Here is a 20,094-nt window from a genome sequence, read left to right as displayed (position 1 = left end):
AGCGATCGTCCTGGACCCTGGCGGCGTGCTGCCGCCAGGGCCGGACGATGCCGCGGAAGCTCAGCGGATGATGTCGAAGCTGTAGTCGCTCTGCGCCGGCACGTTGGTATTGGCGTCCATCGTGTCGAAGATCTTGTCGAGCAGCGTGATCAGCACGTTCAGGCCGCCCTGGTAGCCCCAGACCGGCCGGCGGTGATGATGGTGCCGGTCGAAGATGGGGAAGCCGATGCGGACCAGCGGGGTGCCGGTGTCGCGCTCCAGGTACTTGCCGTAGGTATTGCCGATCAGGAAGTCGACCGGCTCGGTGAAGAGCAGGGACCGCATGTGCCAGAGGTCCTTGCCCGGATAGACCTTGCACCCCGCGCCGAAGGGCGAGCTGTCGAAGAGCGCCTGCATCTTCGCCGCCCAGTCCTTGGTGCCGTTGGTCGCCAGGACATGCGTCGGCTCGGCGCCGAGCTCGAGCAGGAAGGCGGCCAGGCCGTAGCAGAGGTCGGGATCGCCGTAGATCGCGTATTTCTTGCCGTGGATATGCGAGCTGGAGTCGGCCATCGCATCGACCAGGCGGCCGCGCTCCTTGGCCAGCGCCTCCGGGATCTCCTTGCCGGTGATGCGGGAGACGGCCATCAGGAATTGGTCGGTCGCCGCCACGCCCACCGGGTGGTGGAAGGACGCCGTCTCCTGCCCATGCGCCGCGATCATCGGCAGGGTCTTCTCGGTGCAGTAGTGCTGCATCGAGATGGTGCCCCGGGCATGCACCGCCTTCGCCGTCTCCTCCAGCGTCGTGCCGCCGTCATACATGCGGAACTCGCCGTCGGTCGGGGTGTCGAACACCTCGCTCGCATCGCTCAGGATGGTGTACTCGACGCCCATCAGGTCAAGCATCCGCTTGATCTCGCGGGTATTGCCGACCGTGTAGCCGTCGAAGCCGCCGATGATGTTGAGCTTCTCGTTGGGCTGGCGCTCGAGCTTCGGCACCGTGCCGGCCTTGCCGTCCCAGAAGTATTCCAGCACGCCCTTCAGCGCATTGTCGTAGCCGGTGACATGGCTGCCGACGAAGGCGGGGGTATGGGCGAAGGGGACGTCGAAATCGGCGGGGATGGAGCCCTTCTCGCGCGAGGTCTTGATGAAGGCGTTCAGGTCGTCGCCGATGACCTCCGCCATGCAGGTGGTCGAGACCGCGATCATCTTCGGCTTGTACATGGCGTAGGTATTCGCCAGGCCGTCGATCATGTTGTTCAGGCCGCCGAACACCGCCGCGTCCTCGGTCATCGAGGAGGAGACGCAGGAGGTCGGCTCCTTGAAGTGCCGCGACAGGTGGCTGCGGTAGTAGGCGACGCAGCCCTGGGAGCCGTGCACGAAGGGAATGGTGCCCTCGAAGCCGACGGCGACGAAGACCGCGCCGAGCGGCTGGCAGGCCTTGGCCGGATTGACCGTCAGCGCCTCGCGGGCGAAATTCTTCTCCTTGTACTCGGGCGTCTTGGCCCATTCGCGCACCCGCTCGACCTCGGCCGGGTCCTTCGGGTTCTCGAACATCTGCTTCTTGGCGGCCAGCATCTGCTGGTATTCGGGACCACGGAAGAGCTCGAAGTGATCGAGCACATGATCGGCACTTTGCGGCATGATGAAGCCCTTTCAGGAGAGGATGGCTCGATCAGGGGTCCCGCCGGCCCCGCGGGGGGCCGGCGGGGAAGGCTCACTCGGCGGCCAGCAGGGTGGCCTCGGGGGCCTTTTTCCAGGGCGCCTTGGTCTGCTTCCAGATCGGCGAGTTGATCGCCATGTCCATGTCGCGCGCGAAGATCGCGAAGCCGTCGTAGCCATGGTAGGGACCGGAGTAGTCCCAGGAGTGCATCTGCCGGAAGGGCACGCCCATCTTCTGGAAGACGTACTTCTCCTTGATGCCCGACCCCACCAGGTCCGGCTGGATCTTCTCGACGAACTTCTCGAACTCGTAGCCCGTCACGTCGTCGTAGATGATCGTGCCATCCTTGACGTAGTGCTGCGCGGTGCGCTGGTAGTCGTCGTTGTGCGCGAACTCGTAGCCGGTGCCCACGACCTCCATGCCGAGGTCCTCGTAGGCGCCGATGACGTGCCGGGGGCGGAGGCCGCCGACGTAGAGCATCACCTTCTTGCCCTCGAGGCGCGGGCGGTACTTCGCGATCACCGCGTCCATCAGCGGCTGGTACTTGGCGATGACGCGCTCGGCGCCGGCCTTGATCTTGTCGTCGAAGTAGCTGGCGATCTTGCGCAGCGATTCCGCGATCTTGGAGGGGCCGAAGAAGTTGTACTCGCACCAGGGGATGCCGAACTTCTCCTCCATGTGCCGCGAGATGTAGTTCATCGAGCGGTAGCAGTGCAGGACGTTCAGCTTCGCCTTCGGCGTCGCCTCGAGCTCGGCCAGGCTGCCGTCGCCCGACCACTGCGCGATCACGCGCAGGCCCATCTCCTCGAGGAGGATGCGCGACGACCAGGCGTCTCCGCCGATGTTGTAGTCGCCGATGATGGCGACGTCGTAGGGGCTGGATTCGAAGCGCGGCGCCGCATTCGGGTCGTGCTTGTCGAAGATCCAGTCGCGGACGGCGTCATTGGCGATGTGGTGGCCGAGGGACTGCGACACGCCGCGGAAGCCCTCGCAGCGGACCGGCACGATGGTCTTGCCGCCGTATTCCTTCGACTTCGCCTTGGAGACCGCCTCGATGTCGTCGCCGATCAGGCCGATCGGGCATTCCGACTGGACGGTGATGCCGTTGTTGAGCGGGAAGAGCTCCTGGATCTCGTCCATGATCTTCGCCAGCTTCTTGTCGCCGCCGAAGACGATGTCCTTCTCCTGGAAGTCGGAGGTGAACTGCATCGTCACGAAGGTGTCGACGCCGGTCGTGCCGATGTAGTAGTTGCGGCGCGCCGCCCAGGAATACTGGCCGCAGCCGACCGGGCCGTGGCTGATATGGATCATGTCCTTGATCGGACCCCACACCACGCCCTTGGAGCCGGCATAGGCGCAGCCGCGGATGGTCATGACGCCAGGAACCGACTTGAGGTTCGACTTGACGCCGCAGTCGGACTTCCCGGCCTCATGCACGCTGAGGTGCTTGGCGCGCCTCTTCGCGGTTTTCTCCGGGTAGATCTGCAGGACGTCCTTGATCAGTTCCTTGTTGCGGGCCTTGACCTCCGCAACGCTCTCGGCTTTCGAAACGCTCATGGTGGCTCTCGCTCTACCCAGGTTGCGTGGAGGCGTGGCCGGCGCCGCTGAGGGCGCCGGCCCGGCCCGATCTCAGGCCCCGGCGGCCGTGAGCTCGGCGGCGCTCTTGCCGACCTGGCTCTCGTCCACGGCCTTCATGATGCCGTGCTCCATCAGCATGTCCTCGAGCTCGTCCATCGTGATCGGGGTCGGGATGATGCCCTTGCCGCCGTTGTTGTGGACCTTGCTCGCCAGGCTCCGGTAGTGGTTGGCCTGCTTGGACTCCGGCGCGTACTCGATCACCGTCATGCGGCGCAGCTCGGCGTGCTGGACGATGTTGTCGCGCGGCACGAAGTAGATCAGCTTGGTGCCGAGCTTCGCGGCCAGGGCCTCGGCCAGCTCCAGCTCCTTGTCGGTCTGGCGCTCGTTGCAGATCAGGCCGCCGAGGCGCACGCCGCCGGAGTTCGCGTACTTCAGGATGCCCTTGGAGATGTTGTTGGCCGCATACATGGCCATCATCTCGCCGGACATGACGATGTAGATCTCCTGCGCCTTGTTCTCGCGGATCGGCATGGCGAAGCCGCCGCAGACCACGTCGCCGAGCACGTCGTAGGAGACGTAGTCGATGTCCTCGTAGGCGCCGTTCTCCTCGAGGAAGTTGATGGAGGTGATGACGCCGCGGCCGGCGCAGCCGACGCCCGGCTCCGGACCGCCCGACTCCACGCAACGGATGTCGCGGTAGCCGATCTTCATCACGTCCTCGATCTCGAGGTCCTCGACGCTGCCGGCCGCGGCGGCGAGGCTGAGGATGGTGTCCTGCGCCTTCGCGTGCAGGATCAGGCGGGTGGAGTCGGCCTTCGGATCGCAGCCCACGATCAGGATGCGGTGGCCCATCTCGGCCAGGGCGGCGAGCGTGTTCTGCGAGGTGGTGGACTTGCCGATTCCACCCTTTCCGTAGAAGGCGATCTGGCGAAGCGACATGTGGGCACTCCTGTGAAACGTTGTGATGGCTGCCGCACCCGGGAGCGCGGCGCTGTTCCGCACGTCAGAAACGGGCTTGCTGAACCGGGAAGGGGTGCATCGCTCGTCAGCGCGTCGGCGTGCACCCAGCCCTCACCAGCCGTTTCGCCATGCCTTTCAGCAAGGGGTGTGCCAGCCCGATCTCCCGTCGCAACCCCCTCGAATTGCTTCCTTTTTCCTGAGGGATCGGGCCCTTCCAACCATGTGTCGAACCTGACACCGCGTGTCGGATCCTGGTGGCAAGACAACACCGAAGGGCGCCCTGCCTGCCGGGCCAGGCGCCGCGACGACGGGAACGGAACTTGCTTCGCGCCCCGGTGCGCCGACCGCGGGGCAGCGGCGGCCGACACCGGCGACGGAGGCAGGGATGCAGATCGGCGTTGAGACATCGAAGGCGTTGGACCAGCGGCGCGTCTTCGTCGTGGACCCGGACGAGATCACGCGCGCGGCGCTGCAGTTCATCCTGCATGACGAGATCGAGACGCATGAGCATGCGACGCTCGAGGAGGCCTTCGCGCATGGCACCGGCTGGCTGAAGCCGGACGTGATCCTCCTCGGCGTCGCGATCCTGAAGGAAGGGGGCGTCGGGCTGCTGGCCTCGGTGGCGGAGCGCTATCCCGGCATCCGCATCATCGTCGTCACCGAGAAGGCGGAGGAGGCGACGGCCGTGCAGGCGATGAAGGCCGGCGCGCATGCCGTGCTGGTCAAGCCGCTGACGCTGGAATCCGTCCGCATGAAGGTGGATACGGTGCTCGGCCGCCGCGGCGGCGCGCCGCTCGTGAAGCTCGGCCTTCTCTAGGACGGAGCCGGCGGCGCTGCAGTGGGCCCACCGGCGAGGCGGCCTCGCCGATGGGCGGGTGTCGGTGTTCCGACATCATGGTCGGTCAGGGCGTGCCGCGCTCCGTCCTTGAGTAGTTGGAGAGATGCCCCTCCCGCGCCGCCTGCGCGCGCCAGGCCCTGGCGACCGCCTTCATCCTGCCTTCCGGCGCCAGCCGCGCGAGTTGCTTCTGGGCCGCCGTCCCGCCGCAGCCCGGGCAGGGCGGCACCACATCGGCGGCGACCAATTCCTCGAAAGCCTTGCGGCAGTCGGGGCAGAGGAAGGTGAAAAGCGGCATGCGCGGTCCCTCTCGATCCGCACCGGTCGGAGCAAGAAGCCTGCCATGCGTGGCTCTAGTCCGAGGTGATCACCACCTCCGGCACGTCAGATTCGGGCAGGTCGAGGCCGTCCTCGTCGGCCAGGTCGACCCCGGATACGCAGACATCGCCGTCATCCACCACCAGCCGGATCGGCGTCAGCGCCTTGCCCTGGCAGGGCCCGGCGAAGCAGTGGCCGGTGTCGAGGTCGAACTGCGCGCCGTGATGGCTGCAGGTCAGGAAATTCCCGGCATCGTCCATGAACTCGCCCGATGCCTGGTCCAGGCGCAGGCCCTGGTGCGGGCAGGCATTCTCGAAGCCATAGAAATTCCTGCCCTTGCGCGAGACCAGGATCGGCCATGGCACCGTGCCGCCGGCCTCGCCGGGCCTGGCCAGCACGAAGCCGCGGGCGCCGCCATCCTCCACCTCATGCGTCGCGCAGATCACGAACAGCTCGTCCATTCCCATCGCCTTTCCCGGCCCGATGCCTGCCGCGTCACTGGCGCCGCGCGAGGGAGCGCAGGAAGCCGGCGTAATCCTCGGTCAGTTCCATATCCACCGCCGGCGCGGCCTGCAGCAGCAGGTTGGCGATGAAGGCCTGATCGTTGCGCGGATCCTCGAGCGCCTGGCGCAGCACCGGCAGCGTGTCCTCGATGTGATGCAGGAAGCCGACTTCCGCCTCGGCGATCGCGCCGAAGCGCGCACGGGCCCAGCGGGCGAGCGGGTACATGATCTCGTGCAGGAAATTCGACCTGCGCGCCTTCTCGAAGAAACGGAGCGCCGTGGTCCAGTCCTCCTTCGGCCGCAGCGGCGGCGGCGGGCGTTCGCCGGTCAGCCACTTCCGGGCGGCCTGGCCGACATGGTCCTCCAGCGTCATCGGCGTCTCGATCGCCCGGCGGACATGGCCGAGCGCGAAGGCGCCGGGGAAGTCCCGCCCGAAGCGCTCGACCAGCGCGACCTCCACCTTGTCCACCGCGGCCGCATCGGGCTTCAGCGCCGCGGTCATGCAGAAGGCGAAGATCGCGTCGTTGCCGACGTCCTGCCCCACGCCGCGCTTCAGGTCGGCCTCGGTCAGCGCGGGGGTGACGCCATCGGCCGGCATCTCCGCCAGGCCGGCGCGCTGCGCGCTGACGAAGGCGGTGATCTCCAGCCAGCCCATGAAGCTGGCGAGGAAGGCCTCCGGATCGACATGCACGATCGCCAGGTTGATGGGCTGCTTGCGCCGCTTCAGTTCGGCCAGGTCGGTCACCGGTCCCTCCTTGCGCTGACGGCCGCGATGCGGGCGCAGGGCGCCACCACGACAGATGCGGGCGGTGCCGCATGCGGTTCAGCCATGTGCGGACCGCAGCAACAACCGCAGCAACGGGAGAGCAACCGGCATGCCAGCCCCGATGCCGGCGGATGCCTCGAATGCGCGTACCAGCCGCGTCGGCTTCCCGACGATGTCGCCATCCCGACAGGCTCCTTCGCGCCAATCCGCCGCCCAAGGCCGCCCACGGGCACGCAGCGGCCGGAATCCGGCTGGCATCCCGCCTGCATGGACATGGTGGGACATCGCAGTCCCGCCTGAGGGCCCTTCCCGCAGGAGACGATGCAATGACGCGAATCGCCGATGAGCATCACCAGGCACGATTTCGGCAAGGCTAAGCGCCAGTCGCTGCGCCGCTTCCGGCAATTGCTCAGCCTCGATGCCATGCACGAGGCGAATATCCGCAACAACCCGGTCCCCTATCTCGAGCGGGCGAGCGAAAGGATCTACCAGCTCGAGAAGGCGCTGACAGAAGCCGCCGAGGCGGCGAAGCCGCCCTTCCACGCCCCTGCCGCCACCGAACGCGTGGACATAGACCGGGCGGAATACGAGCGGCTCCTCCGCTGCCGTCGCATCGTCGAGGACGCATTGGCCGCCTGCCGAACCGAGGGGGAGAATGGCTGAATGACGACACCCGCCGGCCATCGTACCGACCGGGACCGCCATGCCCGCGGCGCGGAGGATCCGGGCCCCGGTCATCGCCGCGGGGCCGGCACCGCCTCCCGCCATGTCGCCGCGACGACGAGGACCGGCACGGTCGCGCAGGCGTCCTTCCGGTACCGTGCGCTCCGCGACATCGGGCAGGCCGGCACCGAGGCGCCGCCGGTGGCGGGGAGCCACCCTGGGGGCCGGCCGGACGAGCGTTTCTGAACCCACCACCGGAGACCTGGCATCGCATGCTGCCGACAACCATCCTCATCGACGGGACGCCGAAATGTGTCGTGCGGCCGAACGACGGCAAGGCACTGAACCGGTTCCTGCGGAATGCCCGCCCCTATCTGCTCGGCACCCGCCTGGATGCGGCGATCACCCACCGCACCGCGGACGAGCGGGAGCGGGCGCGGTGGCAGGAGGCGCTGGACCTGCACCGTGCCTCGGGCGGGGAGGAGGAGGAGTTCTTCGGCACGCCGCTCTGACGTGCCGCGCATCAGGGATGGATGGTGATCTCCAGCGAGTCCTCGAGATCCTCGGGATGCCGCGGCGGGTCGTCATCCTCGACCAGCCGGATGCCGCAAAGGCAGACATCGCCCGCGACGAGGACGAGCGCCAGCGGCGTGAGGCTCTCGCCCGCGCAGGGGCCCCGCACGCAGAGCCCGCTCTCGATCTCGAACTCGGCGCCGTGGCGGCCGCATCGCAACCGCCCGCGGTCGGGCGTGAAGACCTCGCCGGCATCGATGTTCAGCCATGACCCGGCATGCGGGCAGGCATTGACATAGCCGTGGAAGGCATCGTCGCGGGTCCGGACGACGAGGAGGCGGAGCGGCCGCGCCGCCCCGTCCTCGTCGAGCCGATGGAGCAGGAAGGGCCTTGCCCCGCCCCGCGCGATGTCCTCCATGGCGCAGATGACGAAGACCTCCGGCGGATCGGCGCCCATCCCTGCCCTCCTCCGATGTCAGGCCGCGGCCGCGCCCTTCAGCGCATCCACCGCGGCGCGCGGCAGGCTGAAGCTGCCGCGGCCGCCGGCATAGGTGCGGTAGCTGTCAGAGGCCTTCTCGCTCAGCAGGTCGAACCAGGCCTGCGGCGCGACCGTCTGCGGCCGCTCGCCGATCTCCATCACCGTGCCGTTCGGCGCGAAACGCACGTGGATCATCACCTCGGGGTTTTCCATGACCATCTCCTTCGGGTGGATCAGAGACCGGAGCCGAAGCCGAGAAGCTCGACCTTGATGTTCTCGGTGCCCAGCACCTTCGCCTGGCAGGCCAGGCGGGATTTCGAGCCGACGCCGACGATGCTGTCGAGCCGCTCGTTCTCCTCGCGCGCGATCTTGGAGACGCCCTTGCGGCCCTCCTGGACGTAGATGTGGCAACTGCCGCACTTGGCATTGCCGTCGCACTTGTGCGGGATGGGCTCGCCGGCGGAGAGCAGCGCGGCGAGGATCGTCGTCCCCTCGCCCACGTCGATCGTCTTGCCGCTCGGCAGGATGGTCAGTGTTGCCATGCTTCGGGTCCTCTCCTGGCTCGGGTGGTCTCCGGCCGCCGTCAGTAGATGGCGGCGCCGGCGCCGACATTGACCGAGGCGTCCTTCATCGTCTGCACGATGAAGCCGATCTCGTCGTCGGTCAGATGCGGGTGGAAGGGCAGCGCGACCGAGCGGTCCGCAACCTTCTCCGTCACGAAGAGGTCGCCGCGCCGGTATCCCATGTCGAAGTAGTGGCGCTGCAGGTGCAGCGGACTGGCATAGGCCGCCGCCTCGATCTGCGCGACGCGCAGGTCCTCGACGATCATGTCGCGGCTCGAGCGCGTGAAGCGGGTGCCGAGATGCACGACGTAGAGGAACCAGTTCACCTCGGTGACGTCGGGGCCGATATAGGGATCCTTGATGCCCTCGAAGGACTGGACGTGCCGGTAGTAAAGGTTCTGGACGATGCGCCGACGCTCGAGGATCGCCTCCAGGCGCGAGAGCTGCGCGAGGCCGAGCGCCGATGCCAGGTCGCTCAGCCCGGCCTGGTAGCAGGGCGTGCCGCCGACCACGACGGAGGAGCGTTCGTCCAGCCGATGCGCGCGGTGGCGGCGGAGCGCGACGGCGAGGTCGATGTCGTCCGTCACCACCATGCCGCCCTCCCCGCAGGTCAGGGGCGAGGGCTGCGAGAAGTCGAAGACGGCGGTGTCGCCGAAGCTGCCGACCAGCGCGCCCTGGTAGCGGGAGCCTATGGCCTCGGTCGAATCCTCGATCAGCGCAAGCCCGCGCTCCTTCGCCAGCGCCCGCAGCGGATCCCAGGGTGCCGGATGGCCGTTGGTATTGCCGGCGAGGATCGCCTTCGTCCGGTCGGTCACCTTCGCCGCCGCCTTCTCGGCCGTGATGGTGCCGGCCCAGTAGTCGATATCGGCGAAGACCGGCCGCGCGCCGGCCAGGCTGATGGCATGCGCCGTCTCGCGGAAGGAATAGGCCGAGGTGACGACCTCGTCGCCCGGCCCGATGCCATGCGCCGCCAGCGCCAGCCGCAGGCCGATCGTGCCGCTCGGCACCGCCACCGCATGGGCGCGGCCGAGATAGGCGGCGAAGGCGCGCTCGAACTCCTCCGTCACCGCGCCGGCGGAGACGCGGGTCGAACGCAGCACGGCCTCCACCGCGGCGAGTTCGGCCTCGGTGATGTCGGGGTCCGAGAGGGGGATGAAGTCCTCCGCCACCTCGGTCTCGATCTCGAGCGCCGCGTCCTCGCGGTTCGACAGGATCCCGCTCATGCCGAGGCCGCCCTTCGCGCCAGCACCAGCCCGGTCGCCGCGGCCGGGTCGGTGGTGACCTGCACGCAGTGATCAGCCGCGCTGACCAGGTGCAGGTCATAGTCGGGGAAGACGCGGAACGGCGCCTCCGCCATGTCGGAGGCGTCGCAGCGGGTCAGCGACAGATGCGGCAGCCGCTGCCGCAGGGCCGCGGCGGCGCCCGGTGCGGCACCCGGCGGCGCGAGAAGCGCCTCGATCGCCGCAAGATCGGTTTCGCTGATGCTCATGGGCTTCGACCGCTCCGGGGCTGGCGTTGCGCTGTCGCGGGGGATGCCGGCGTCACTGCCAGAACTCCCGCCCGGGATCCTCATTGAGCCATGCGAGCAGGGCGTTCAGGTCCTGCCAACTGCTATGCGCCAGCCAGGCGCCGGCTGCATGGTCCTTGCGCCAGAGCGTCCAGCGCGCTGCGGCGTCGTCGTGGCGGAGCAGGGCGACGTCGATGATGCCGCCCTCGGCATCCACGCTGCGCGAGCAGCAGGGGCTCTCGATGCGATAGCCATCCGCCGTCGCGGCGATCTTCGGCGTCACGTAGCGGTAGCGCTTGCGACGGGACAGCACCCGCTCGATGCGCCGCAGGTCGAAGCCATTCGGGTGGCGCCGCGGCAGTGGCGCGGGCGCCGGCGTCGCGGCCTCCATGGGCGCCATCGCGGCGGATTGCAGCGTCAGCACCGATGCCATGGCACCCCCCCTTTCCGTCAGCTGACGACCAGCTCTTCCTCGAGGCAGCCGACCACCCGCTCGCCCTCGAATTCGACGAGGTAGACGGGCGTGTTGCTGTCCGTATGCATCCCGACCTGCACAATCTCGCCGAGGTCGCCGATCCTCGCCAGTACCGCGTCGGGCGGCGCCTTCGGATGGCTGCCGTCGTTCACCAGATCGATGGCCGCGCGGACGCGCTGGCCCCACTGGAATCGGGGTTGTCTCGGCTCGATCATCGCGGGGCTCCCGGGCGCAGGGGCGGCGGCAGCGGCAGGTCGTCCTCCTCGTCCTTCGGGACGACGGCATCCAGTTCCTTGCGCTTCATGCCGACGCGGTTGCCGCTCTCCATGAACTCGACGGCGTAGATGTAGAATTGCTGCAGGAAGGTCCCGATGCTGACGACGTATCCGACCTCCCCCTTGCGGGCGAGGATGTCGCCGATCTCCTTGCCGGCATAGGTGCCGTCGTTGCGGATGGTGCGCCGCGCACGGACCTTCTCGCCGAAGGCGAAGACCGGCGGCGCGGCGATCTCGACCACGTCGCTGTCGCGGACGATGTTGGTCATGTCCCCTTGTCCTCCCGCGGTTCGGCGTCACCCATCAGGCGGGACCGCGCCATGTCGCGGACCAGCGCATCCTCGTCCCCGGCCAGCGCCGCCAGCACATCGGAAGGCGCGCGGCTGGCGACCTCGAAGCGCAGCCGCCAGTCGGCGTCCTGCGCCAGGCCGCGCAGCAGGCCGGGCGGCAGGCGACGCGCCACCTCCAGGCGGACCTCGGCCGCCGCATCCTCCGCCATGCGCAGCAGCCATTCCTGCGGCAGGCGCTTCGCCACGGCGCAGCGCACGGTCGCCTCGGCGTCCTGCATCATGCGGGCGAGCAGCGGCGGCGCGACGCGGCGGGCCACGACCAGGCGCACATAGTAGTCCTCGTCCGCCATCATCGGGACGAGGTCGGCATCCTCGAGCAGGGCGGCAACGCGGATGCGCACCTCCCGATGCGGATCGGCGCGCAGCGGCAGCAGGTAGCGCTTCGGCAGGCGCCGCGCGGCGTTCCAGCGGACCGTCTCCTCCGGGTCCTGCAGCAGCGGCGGCAGCAGGAAGACATCGGCATGCCTGGCGGCGATCGCGCGCACCTCGAAATGCGGATGGCGCAGGTAGCGGTTGCCGAGGTCGGGATTCCAGGTGAAGAACCGGTCGATGCGGCGGGCGTAGCGGTCATGCACGCAGGCATGCTTCAGGCGGCAGCGCCCTTCCGCTTCCAGGCCGGCATGCGCGCAGCCGGCGCAGGAGACCGGGTTGCCCTGCCAGTCGATCGCCTCGTCGATGGCGTCAATCATCATCGTCCTGCCCCATGCGGTCATGGACCTCGAGGAGGAGGCGGGCGCCGATCTTGTCGGTGGGGTCGAGCTCCAGCAGCTTCAGCGTGGCGGCCCGCCCTTCCGCGAGCGCGCCGAGGCGCATCTGCAGATAGGCATAGCCCTTCAGCGTGAAGAGGTAGAAGCGCGGCAGCAGGCTCTCGAAGCGGCCGAACTCGGCATCGCCGGCCGCGACCAGCCGCCAGTCGCCGGCGATGTTCAGCTCGCGCGCCGCGACGGCGAGGCAGAGGCGGGCGATGGCGAGCGTCTCCGCGAGGCGCCCCTTGTAGAAGTAGTAGCGGTAGAAGCCGATCAGGACGGCGACATGCTCCGGCGCGGCATCGCGGGCGAGGCGAAGGTGTTCCTCCGCCAGGGCGTCGTCCTGCCAGGCCAGGCCGGCCAGGCGGAGATGGCGCTCGGCCGCCGGCGGCAACCCGCCGCCGAGGAGGGCGCTCGACAGCACCGCGTCCTCCAGGGGCGAGGATGTCGGGTTGTCCAACCCGGCCGGGCGCATCGCCGTCTCCGCTAATGCGCCAGCGCGCCGACCGACCCGCAGCTGATCGCCTTCGGGTCGTGGAAGACGAGGCCGGTCTGCGCCGCGCTGTCGCGGAAATCGATGGTCACGCCATCGAGCAGCAACCGGCTCTCGGCCGGCAGGAAGAGGCGGAGGCCATTGTAGTCGACCACCGCATCGCCGGGCTCCGGCGTCGTGGTGACGTTCATCTCGGCATTGAGGCCGGCGCAGCCCCCCGGGCTGACGGCGAGACGGAAGCCCGATTTCGGGCCGCCATCGGCGCGGAGCATCAGCCGGATGAAGCGCTCCGCCGCGGGCGTGATGGTGAAGGTCACGGCATGGGTCCTATGCGGGGGCCTGGTAGCGGGGATAGGCGGGATCGACCACGCAGGTCTTGTCGACGGGACAGACCTCCGCGCATTGCGGCTTGTCGAAATGGCCGATGCACTCCGTGCACTTCGCCGGATCGATGACGAAGGTGCCGCGCTTCTCGGAGATCGCCATGTTCGGGCATTCCGCCTCGCAGGCGCTGCAGCTCGTGCATTGCGAGGCGATGATCTTGAAGGCCATGATGCGTCCTCCGGTCAGGCGGCCGCGATCAGCGCGCCCTGGCGGATCGCCGCATCGCCGCGCTCGGCATGCGTGATCTCGCCGGACCTGACCTTCTCGAGATAGGATTTGAACCAGGTGATCGCCGACTTCTCGATGAACTCGTGCGCGAATTCATCCACCGGCTCTATGCCCGCCTTGATCAGGTCGCCCTTCGGGCAGCCGCCGATCTTCGCCACGAAGACGGCATGGCAGTCGTTGATGGCGCGGATGATGGTCTCCAGGCTCTCCTCCTCGCCATAGCCGCCCTGGCAGTACAGGTCGACGCGGCGATGGCCGACGAACTTCGCGCCGCGGGTCGAGAGCTCGTAGACCTGGAACTCCTTGGCATGGCCGAAATGCTCGTTGATCAGGCCGGACCCCCTGGTGGCGACGGCGACCAGCAGCGTGATGTCGCTCGCCTCGCCGGCCAGCGTCGCCAGTTCCTCCTGCTTCGCCTCGACCTTGGCGATGCGCTCCTGCTCGACCAGCGCCTGGTAGGCCTGACGGCCTTCCAGGTCGTAGTTGATCTCCATCTCCATGATCTTGTCGGTGGTGAACTCGGCGCTGCGGTCCTCGCCGAGCAGGCCGACGGCATCGGCGCGGCATTGCCGGCAATGCCGCATCATGTTCATCTCGCCCTCGCAGGAATCCTGCAGGGCCTTCAGCTCCTGCGCGCTCGGGCCGCGCTGGCCGTTCAGGCCGAAGACCGTGCCGTGCTCGGGCGCCGAGATCAGCGGCATGATGTTGTGCAGGAAGGCGCCGCGCGACTTGACCGCCTTGTTCACCTCGACGAGGTGCTTGTCGTTGATCCCGGGGATCATGACCGAGTTGATCTTGCAGAGGATGCCCCGCTCGGTGAGCATCTCGAGGCCGCGGAGCTGGTGCTCGGTCAGCAGCTTCGCCGCCTCGACGCCGGTGTAGCGCTTGTGGTTCCAGAAGATCCAGGGGTAGATCTGCGCGCCGATCTCCGGGTCGATCATGTTGATCGTGATGGTGACGTGGTCGATGTTGTAGCGCGCGATGGTGTCGACATGGTCCGGCAGCGCCAGGCCGTTGGTCGACAGGCACAGCTTGATGTCGGGCGCGGTCTTCGAGATCAGCTCGAAGGTCTTGAAGGTCTTCGCAGGATTGGCGAGCGGGTCGCCCGGGCCGGCGATGCCGAGCACGGTCATCTGCGGGATGGTCGAGGCGACGGCGAGCACCTTGCGCGCGGCCTGCTCGGGCGTCAGCTTCTCGCTGACCACGCCGGGCCGCGACTCGTTGGCGCAGTCGTATTTGCGGTTGCAGTAGTTGCACTGGATGTTGCAGGCCGGCGCGACCGCGACATGCATGCGCGCGTAGTGGTGGTGCGCTTCCTCGCTGTAGCAGGGGTGATTCTTCACCTTCTCCCAGATCTCGGGCGGCAGGTCGCCCGAGCCGGCGGCCGAGCCGCAGCTCGCCTTGCCGCTGCCGCCCGTCGTGCCGCAGCCCTTGCTCTCGGCCACCTTCTGCATCAAGGCGTCGATATCCGGCACGACGCCTGCCGCTACTCCGTCAGCGTGAGTCGACGCTTGCATGACCGTCCCTCGCTCCAGGCCTTGTGGCCAGATCCGGAAAAGATGTTCCGGAAGGACGGAGAGCAACCGGCATGCCAGCGCATTTCTGCAGGAAAATCATGGGTTTGGCATCCGCCACGACAGGTCGCGTTCTCGACAAGGACGGTGCGGCCCGTGGCGGGTGTGGGACACGCGACAGGCTGTCGTCCCGCCCGCCGGAACGCAAAGCGCCCGCGCGGATGCGACATCCGCGCGGGCGCCTGCGGGTCAAGGCGCGGGATGGCCGCGTCAGGCGGCGCCGGTCAGCAGCGGCAGGGCCTCGGCCAATGGCACGGCGATGGGCGTGATGCCCTCCTGCAGGAAGAACCTGGTCTCGTTCCTCGTCAGGCTGTCCGGCTCCATCACGGCATAGTGCCGCTCGCCGGAGCGCTTCTTCACCTGCCGCGCATAGCTCCGCAGCATCTGGTCGTGGAACCGGCAGCCGAGGAAGAGGAAGCCGCGCTCGGCGCGCCGGTTGCGGACGATGTCGGGAATCGGCGTCTGGATGTCGATCTCCGTCAGCACCTCGACATAGTCGGCGTCCGAGATCAGGAAGTTGCGCGCCGGCACGATGCCCCCATGCGGCTTGTAGAGCAGCGTGCGCCAGCCCTCGGCCGCGGCCGCGCTGCTCTCCCGCCCCTCGGCGTCGTAGAAGCGGAACCAGCGGTCCTCGCCGATGCCGGCGCGGGTGATGCCCTGCACCTCGCCCCAGTCGCTGCGCCCGGCCAGCGCGGCGCGCATGGCGCCGTCGTACCAGGTATCGACGATGAGGGGCAGCGGCAGGGAGGCAAGCCAGTCCTGCAGCGGCGCCGGAGGCACGGGCGCGGCGAAGGCCTCGCCCATCAGGGCCGAGAGCGTCGCGCGGTGCTTCATGCTCTCGATGTGCTGGGCGGAGGCCCAGGCATTGCCCTTGGCGCGCCGCGGCAGGGCGACCTTCGTGGCGAAGAAGGCCGCGAGCGCTTCCGGCGTCATCGGCACCGGCGGCGCGGAGAGTTGCGAAACCCCCGGGCCGAGATAGGGGACCAGCGCACCGGCGCGGAGCCGGCGACCCAACTCGCGCAGCAGGGCCGGCGCATCCATGGCATCGGACCCGGTTGCAGGCAGCACGGCGATGGTCATGGCCTCACTCCTCCTCGCCGCGCCGGCGGGCATTGACGGTGACCGGCAGGCGCGTGTCGACGGCCATCTCCGGCAGGTCGAGGACCCAGCCATTGGCGATGCGGATCCAGCCGCCCCAGAGGCTCTCGCGCTCCGATTCGACGATCGGCTCCTCGAGGTCCTTCTTCGGGACGTAGATGGACAGCCCGGTCTCGGGCGAGCGGCGGATCATGATCTTCATGCGCGGGGATCCTTCGGACGGTGGCTGGGATGGGCGGAGGCGGCATGCCCTCGCCGCGACGGCGGGCCGCCATCCCGGACGGGCGCCGGCAGGGCGGTCCCGGTCAGGCGTTGCTCCAGGGTGCCGAAGCCGGGCCGGTCGGCCGGCAGAGCAGCCTGTCGGGGCAGGCGGGGCAGCGGGCGAGGCCGGCGGGATCGACCACATGAATGGCGATCGTCACCGCGGCGGCGAGCGGGCATTCCGGCTCGCAGGCATCGCGCCCCGGGCAGGCAGTGCTTGGGATCCTGTGCGCCATGGGCTGTGTCATCCCGTCCTGACGAGGGTCTGCGGCGGATCGGCGCTGCGGCCCGCGAATCGTCGGCCGGGCGGCCAGCAAGCGGCGCGCCAGATCGTAAGATACTGAAAATGCTAAGCAAATTCGGTCAGCATGGGCAGCCCTGCGGGATCAGGTCGGCTTCCCGACAGGCCGCGTTGGGCCATTGTCGCGCGCGCGACATGGCCGGCGGCGCAGGCCTCTCCCCCGCTGGACGGGGCCGCGCCTTCAGGTGCTGCAAGCCTGAGCAAACCCCTCGGGGTTTGCGCTGCACCAAAACCCTGAGCAGGATTTCGCTTCGAAGGGTTGGGCCGCACCCGCGAAAATCTGCTCAGGGTGGGCGGCTCAGGCGCGACGGGCCGGGATGACCTTCCCGGCAGCGCCATCCCGCGACGCGGGACGCGGCCAGGCGGCTTGCGCTGCGCTTCGTGCGGGCCCAGGCCCTCGAGCCGGGCGTCCGCTCAGGACCTGATGGCAGCGCAGCCCCCGAGGGGCCTCGCTCAGCCCCGCGCCGCCGCGACGAAGGCGGCGATGCGCGCCGGGTCCTTCACCCCGCGCGCCTGCTCGACGCCGGAGGAGACGTCGACCCCCGGCGCGCCGCTCTGCCGCAGCGCCTCGCCCACCGTTTCCGGCGTCAGCCCGCCCGCCAGCAGCCAGGGGCGCGGGATCGGCTGCCCCGCAACCAGACGCCAGTCGAAGGCCGCGGCATTGCCGCCCGGCAGGCTCGCCCCGGGCGGCGGCTTGGCATCCAGCAGGAAGCGGTCCACCGCCGGCGCATACTCGGCCAGCCGCACGAGGTCGGCGGGCACGGCGACACCCAGCGCCTTCATCACCGGCCGGCCGAAGTGCGCCCGGATCGCGGCCGCGCGCGCGGGGGTCTCCTCCCCATGGAGCTGGATGAGGTCCAGCGGCACCGCCGCCAGCACCGCCTCGAGCAGCGCGTCATCCGGGTCGACGAAGAGCCCGACGCGCTGCGGCCCGCCGGCCACCCGCCCGGAGAGGTCCGCCGCCGCGGCCGGCGTCACCGCCCGCGGCGAGGGCGGGTAGAAGACGAAGCCGACGAAATCCGCGCCGGCCGCCGCCGCGGCGTCGAAGCCGGCGGCATCGCTCACGCCGCAGATCTTGACCAGCGTCACGCCGGCAGGCCCTCGGCGATGGCGCGCGCCGCGGCGGCCGGATCGGCAGCGCCCGTGATGGGCCGCCCGACCACGATCCAGTCGGCGCCGGCCGCGACCGCCTCGGCCGGGGTCGCGGTGCGCGCCTGGTCGGCCGTCGCGCTGCCGGCCGGGCGCACGCCCGGCACCACCAGCAGCGGCGCCGTCCCGAAGGCGTCGCGGATCCGCGCGACCTCCTGCGGCGAGCAGACCAGCCCGTCCGCCCCGGCCTCCAGCGCCAGGCGGGCGAGGCGCAGCACCTGCTGCACCGGCCCGCCGGCAACGCCGGTCGCCGCCAGCGTCGCGGCATCGAGGCTGGTCAGCACCGTCACCGCCAGCAGGATCGGCCGCGCCGCCCCGGCCTTCTCCGCCGCCTCCCGCGCCGCCGCCACCATGGCCGGGCCGCCGGCGCCGTGCAGCGTCAGCATGGCCGGCCGCAGCGGCAGCAGCGACCGGACGGCGCCGGCCACCGTGTTCGGGATGTCGTGCAGCTTCAGGTCGAGGAAGACCGGCGCCACGGCCGCCATCGCCCGCACCGCCCGCGGTCCCTCGGCCGCGAAGAGCTCGAGCCCCAGCTTCAGCGCGCCGGCATGCGGGGCGAGCGCCGTCGCCAGGGCCGAGGCCCGCGCCGGGTCATGGGTATCGATCGCCGGGATGATCCGGGCGGCAGGGGTGGCCGGGCGCGCCAGCACGCGCTCAGGCCGCCGGGCGCGGCGCCGCGACCAGGCTGGTGCCGGCGCCGCGCGGCGGCACCGGGCCGACCCGCTTCGCCGCCGCCGCGCGATGCTCGGCAAGCTCGGCCTCCATCACCTGCGCCGCCTCCTGCATGCGGTGGGCGCGGCTGCGGTGGGGGAAGCTGGCGAACCAGGCGATCAGGGCGCCGAGCAGGAAGAAGGCGGCGCCGATCACCAGCACGCCGACATAGAGCGGGCCCGTCCAGGTCAGGTCGGTGGGCCAGAGCTGGAAGGTCGCCGCCTGCTGGTTCGACAGGCCGAACAGCACCAGCAGGATGAGCAGCGGAAGGATCAGGATCCAGCGCATCGGGGTCCTCCGAGGGACGGGGGCGGTGCGCCATGCCTACAACCGCTGACGGCGCAAGGAAATGGCCTGCGGCAGAGGCCCGGCGGGCAGCCGCGGCTCCGGCCGATGCCGGCGAGGCCCGGCCATGACGGGGCGGGAGGGGTGGCGGGCTTCAGGCCTCCACCCGCGCGCGGGGGGCGCGGGCCGGCGCCTGCGGCTCGCCGCCATTCACCCGCTCCCGCAACTCCTTGCCCGGCTTGAAATAGGGCACGGCCTTGCCGGCCACCGGCACGGCGGCGCCGGTGCGCGGGTTGCGGCCGGTCCGCGCGTCCCGCTTCTTGGCCGAGAAGGCGCCGAAGCCGCGCAATTCCACCCGGTCGCCGCGCGCCAGCGCGGCGGTGATCTCGTCGAAGATCGTTGCCACGATCAGCTCGATATCCGGCTGGCGGAGATGGGGGTTCTCCGCCGCGAGTTGCGCGATCAGCTCGCTCTTGGTCATCGCCGAGGATCCCAGGGGGTGGACCGACCCCCGGCGCGAGCCAGGGTCAGGGCGCAGGCTGCCAGAGCAGCCGGACGCCGTCAACGCCAAGCCATTCTGAAACAAGGGTTTTCATCGCACCCTTCCAGGCCGCCCCGACCAGCCGCTCGGCCGCCCCGCGCAATTCCAGGTCGCGGATGGGCAGGTCCTCCGCCACGCCCTTCTGCGCCGCCAGCCAGGCCCGCGCCTCCTGCTCCCCGCCGATCGCATCCACCAGCCCCGCCGCCAGCGCCTGCCGGCCGGTGACGACCCGGCCATCGGCGACCTCGCGCACCCGCTCCTCCGGCAGCTTGCGGCCGGCGACCACCATGCCGACGAACTGGTCGTAGAGGTCGCCGATCACCCCCTGCAGCGCGGCGCGGCCTTCGTCGCTCAGCGGCCGGAAGGGACTCGGCTGGTCCTTCAGCGGGCCGGAGCGGATGGTCTCCATCCGCACCCCGAGGCGGGCGATCAGGTCGGAGGCATCGGGCGTCTGCAGCAGCACCCCGATCGAGCCCGTGACGGTCGAGTCGCGCGCCCAGATCCGCTCCGCCGCGACGGCCGTCATGTAGGCGGCCGAGGCGGCGGTGCCGCGCATGACGGCGACCACCGGCTTTCGCTCCCGCAGGCGCAGCAGGGCATTGTGCAGCATCTCCCCGCCGCCGACGCTGCCGCCCGGGCTGTCGATGGAGACGATGACGGCCTTGGCGCCGTCCTCCTTCGCCAGCTTGTCGATCGCCTCGGCGAGCTTGCGGTCGTCCGAGATGAAGCCCTCCACCGGCAGGCGGACGACATGGCCGCCGCCGAGGCCGTCCGGCAGCCCCTTCAGCGCCCAGGCCAGGCCCCCGGCAAGCAGCAGGAGCACGGCGAAGGCACGCCAGAGGGCGATGCGGCGCTTCAGGCGCCGGCGGTCGATGAGGAGGTCGGTCTCGAGGGCCATGC

At 69.8% G+C, this 20,094-nt stretch carries 31 protein-coding genes; 4 read left to right on the top strand and 27 right to left on the bottom strand.

Features of this window, described 5'->3' with window-relative positions; all coding sequences use genetic code 11:
• Positions 1-60 precede the first annotated feature (60 nt).
• The 3 genes from nifK to nifH form a co-directional block, all read right to left on the bottom strand.
• Positions 61-1,620: a nitrogenase molybdenum-iron protein subunit beta gene (gene nifK / locus Q7A36_RS11245; protein WP_305103785.1), complete on the bottom strand. Its 1,560-nt coding sequence runs from the start codon at positions 1,618-1,620 to the stop codon at positions 61-63.
• A 73-nt stretch (positions 1,621-1,693) separates the two neighbouring features.
• Complete coding sequence (gene nifD, locus Q7A36_RS11240) at positions 1,694-3,196, bottom strand: nitrogenase molybdenum-iron protein alpha chain (protein WP_305103784.1); 1,503 nt, start codon at positions 3,194-3,196, stop codon at positions 1,694-1,696.
• Between the two features lie 72 nt (positions 3,197-3,268).
• Positions 3,269-4,156, bottom strand: coding sequence for a nitrogenase iron protein (gene nifH, locus Q7A36_RS11235; RefSeq protein ID WP_305103783.1), 888 nt, complete (start codon positions 4,154-4,156; stop codon positions 3,269-3,271).
• Between the two features lie 406 nt (positions 4,157-4,562).
• On the opposite strand from nifH, the gene Q7A36_RS11230 reads away from it, so the two are divergent.
• On the top strand, positions 4,563-4,994 hold the full coding sequence (locus Q7A36_RS11230; RefSeq protein ID WP_305103782.1) for a response regulator: 432 nt from the start codon (positions 4,563-4,565) through the stop codon (positions 4,992-4,994).
• 85 nt (positions 4,995-5,079) lie between these two features.
• Here the strand turns inward: Q7A36_RS11230 and Q7A36_RS11225 are convergent, their stop codons facing one another.
• Genes Q7A36_RS11225 through Q7A36_RS11215 form a run of 3 tightly spaced genes read right to left on the bottom strand, consistent with a single transcriptional unit; the run spans position 5,080 to position 6,578 of the window.
• Positions 5,080-5,310: an FmdB family zinc ribbon protein gene (locus Q7A36_RS11225; RefSeq protein WP_305103781.1), complete on the bottom strand. Its 231-nt coding sequence runs from the start codon at positions 5,308-5,310 to the stop codon at positions 5,080-5,082.
• A gap of 55 nt (positions 5,311-5,365) precedes the next feature.
• Complete coding sequence (locus Q7A36_RS11220; RefSeq protein ID WP_305103780.1) at positions 5,366-5,791, bottom strand: Rieske (2Fe-2S) protein; 426 nt, start codon at positions 5,789-5,791, stop codon at positions 5,366-5,368.
• 34 nt (positions 5,792-5,825) lie between these two features.
• Positions 5,826-6,578, bottom strand: a complete 753-nt coding sequence (locus tag Q7A36_RS11215) for a hypothetical protein (protein ID WP_305103779.1) — start codon at positions 6,576-6,578, stop codon at positions 5,826-5,828.
• Between the two features lie 363 nt (positions 6,579-6,941).
• On the opposite strand from Q7A36_RS11215, the gene Q7A36_RS11210 reads away from it, so the two are divergent.
• The 3 genes from Q7A36_RS11210 to Q7A36_RS11200 are packed head-to-tail and all read left to right on the top strand — an operon-like array spanning position 6,942 to position 7,774.
• Positions 6,942-7,262, top strand: a complete 321-nt coding sequence (locus Q7A36_RS11210) for a hypothetical protein (protein WP_305103778.1) — start codon at positions 6,942-6,944, stop codon at positions 7,260-7,262.
• Entirely contained in the window at positions 7,263-7,508 is a 246-nt protein-coding gene (locus Q7A36_RS11205; protein WP_305103777.1) for a hypothetical protein, read from the top strand.
• 26 nt (positions 7,509-7,534) lie between these two features.
• On the top strand, positions 7,535-7,774 hold the full coding sequence (locus Q7A36_RS11200; RefSeq protein WP_305103776.1) for a hypothetical protein: 240 nt from the start codon (positions 7,535-7,537) through the stop codon (positions 7,772-7,774).
• Positions 7,775-7,785: 11 nt separating this feature from the next.
• Here Q7A36_RS11200 and Q7A36_RS11195 read toward each other — a convergent pair whose 3' ends face one another.
• The 21 genes from Q7A36_RS11195 to sppA all read right to left on the bottom strand — a co-directional run bounded on the left by Q7A36_RS11195 (position 7,786) and on the right by sppA (position 20,092).
• Positions 7,786-8,232 (bottom strand): Rieske (2Fe-2S) protein, encoded by a 447-nt coding sequence (locus Q7A36_RS11195; protein ID WP_305103775.1) that lies wholly within the window; start codon positions 8,230-8,232, stop codon positions 7,786-7,788.
• Positions 8,233-8,250: 18 nt separating this feature from the next.
• On the bottom strand, positions 8,251-8,466 hold the full coding sequence (locus Q7A36_RS11190) for a hypothetical protein (protein ID WP_305103774.1): 216 nt from the start codon (positions 8,464-8,466) through the stop codon (positions 8,251-8,253).
• A 20-nt stretch (positions 8,467-8,486) separates the two neighbouring features.
• Positions 8,487-8,795, bottom strand: a complete 309-nt coding sequence (locus tag Q7A36_RS11185) for a 2Fe-2S iron-sulfur cluster-binding protein (protein WP_305103773.1) — start codon at positions 8,793-8,795, stop codon at positions 8,487-8,489.
• Between the two features lie 41 nt (positions 8,796-8,836).
• Positions 8,837-10,039, bottom strand: coding sequence for a DegT/DnrJ/EryC1/StrS family aminotransferase (locus tag Q7A36_RS11180; RefSeq protein WP_305103772.1), 1,203 nt, complete (start codon positions 10,037-10,039; stop codon positions 8,837-8,839).
• Complete coding sequence (locus Q7A36_RS11175) at positions 10,036-10,305, bottom strand: DUF6129 family protein (RefSeq protein WP_305103771.1); 270 nt, start codon at positions 10,303-10,305, stop codon at positions 10,036-10,038. The genes Q7A36_RS11180 and Q7A36_RS11175 overlap by 4 nt, the downstream gene beginning before the upstream one ends.
• A 52-nt stretch (positions 10,306-10,357) precedes the next feature.
• Entirely contained in the window at positions 10,358-10,756 is a 399-nt protein-coding gene (locus tag Q7A36_RS11170) for a DUF3024 domain-containing protein (protein WP_305103770.1), read from the bottom strand.
• Between the two features lie 17 nt (positions 10,757-10,773).
• On the bottom strand, positions 10,774-11,013 hold the full coding sequence (locus tag Q7A36_RS11165; protein WP_305103769.1) for a nitrogen fixation protein NifZ: 240 nt from the start codon (positions 11,011-11,013) through the stop codon (positions 10,774-10,776).
• Entirely contained in the window at positions 11,010-11,342 is a 333-nt protein-coding gene (locus tag Q7A36_RS11160; RefSeq protein WP_305103768.1) for a nitrogen fixation protein NifZ, read from the bottom strand. Before Q7A36_RS11160 ends, Q7A36_RS11165 begins: the two co-directional genes overlap by 4 nt.
• The gene (locus tag Q7A36_RS11155; RefSeq protein ID WP_305103767.1) at positions 11,339-12,112 is read right to left on the bottom strand and encodes a 4Fe4S-binding leucine-rich repeat protein; all 774 of its coding nucleotides are present in this window, start codon (positions 12,110-12,112) and stop codon (positions 11,339-11,341) included. Before Q7A36_RS11155 ends, Q7A36_RS11160 begins: the two co-directional genes overlap by 4 nt.
• Entirely contained in the window at positions 12,105-12,644 is a 540-nt protein-coding gene (locus Q7A36_RS11150) for a hypothetical protein (protein WP_305103766.1), read from the bottom strand. The genes Q7A36_RS11155 and Q7A36_RS11150 overlap by 8 nt, the downstream gene beginning before the upstream one ends.
• Positions 12,645-12,655: 11 nt before the next feature.
• Positions 12,656-12,979, bottom strand: coding sequence for a HesB/IscA family protein (locus Q7A36_RS11145; protein WP_305103765.1), 324 nt, complete (start codon positions 12,977-12,979; stop codon positions 12,656-12,658).
• 10 nt (positions 12,980-12,989) lie between these two features.
• On the bottom strand, positions 12,990-13,214 hold the full coding sequence (locus Q7A36_RS11140; protein ID WP_305103764.1) for a 4Fe-4S binding protein: 225 nt from the start codon (positions 13,212-13,214) through the stop codon (positions 12,990-12,992).
• Between the two features lie 14 nt (positions 13,215-13,228).
• A complete protein-coding gene (gene nifB, locus Q7A36_RS11135; protein ID WP_456306789.1) occupies positions 13,229-14,749 on the bottom strand; it encodes a nitrogenase cofactor biosynthesis protein NifB in 1,521 nt (506 codons plus the stop codon).
• 309 nt (positions 14,750-15,058) lie between these two features.
• A complete protein-coding gene (locus tag Q7A36_RS11130; RefSeq protein WP_305103763.1) occupies positions 15,059-15,928 on the bottom strand; it encodes an SIR2 family NAD-dependent protein deacylase in 870 nt (289 codons plus the stop codon).
• 4 nt (positions 15,929-15,932) lie between these two features.
• Positions 15,933-16,148, bottom strand: coding sequence for a putative nitrogen fixation protein NifT (gene nifT / locus Q7A36_RS11125; protein WP_305103762.1), 216 nt, complete (start codon positions 16,146-16,148; stop codon positions 15,933-15,935).
• A 103-nt stretch (positions 16,149-16,251) separates the two neighbouring features.
• Positions 16,252-16,443 (bottom strand): hypothetical protein, encoded by a 192-nt coding sequence (locus tag Q7A36_RS11120; RefSeq protein WP_305103761.1) that lies wholly within the window; start codon positions 16,441-16,443, stop codon positions 16,252-16,254.
• Positions 16,444-16,961: 518 nt separating this feature from the next.
• Positions 16,962-17,597 carry a phosphoribosylanthranilate isomerase gene (locus Q7A36_RS11115; protein WP_305103760.1) on the bottom strand — a complete coding sequence of 212 codons (636 nt, stop codon included), beginning with the start codon at positions 17,595-17,597 and terminating at the stop codon, positions 16,962-16,964.
• Positions 17,594-18,307: an orotidine-5'-phosphate decarboxylase gene (gene pyrF / locus Q7A36_RS11110; RefSeq protein WP_305103759.1), complete on the bottom strand. Its 714-nt coding sequence runs from the start codon at positions 18,305-18,307 to the stop codon at positions 17,594-17,596. Before pyrF ends, Q7A36_RS11115 begins: the two co-directional genes overlap by 4 nt.
• 4 nt (positions 18,308-18,311) lie before the next feature.
• Positions 18,312-18,656, bottom strand: coding sequence for a LapA family protein (locus Q7A36_RS11105; RefSeq protein WP_305103758.1), 345 nt, complete (start codon positions 18,654-18,656; stop codon positions 18,312-18,314).
• Between the two features lie 151 nt (positions 18,657-18,807).
• Positions 18,808-19,134: an integration host factor subunit beta gene (gene ihfB, locus Q7A36_RS11100; RefSeq protein WP_305103757.1), complete on the bottom strand. Its 327-nt coding sequence runs from the start codon at positions 19,132-19,134 to the stop codon at positions 18,808-18,810.
• Positions 19,135-19,180: 46 nt separating this feature from the next.
• Complete coding sequence (gene sppA, locus Q7A36_RS11095; RefSeq protein ID WP_305103756.1) at positions 19,181-20,092, bottom strand: signal peptide peptidase SppA; 912 nt, start codon at positions 20,090-20,092, stop codon at positions 19,181-19,183.
• Positions 20,093-20,094 lie beyond the last annotated feature (2 nt).

Origin of the sequence: Paracraurococcus lichenis, from assembly GCF_030657435.1 — a bacterium.
Classification (GTDB): domain Bacteria; phylum Pseudomonadota; class Alphaproteobacteria; order Acetobacterales; family Acetobacteraceae; genus Paracraurococcus; species Paracraurococcus lichenis.
This window is presented reverse-complemented; position numbering and strand designations above follow the sequence as displayed.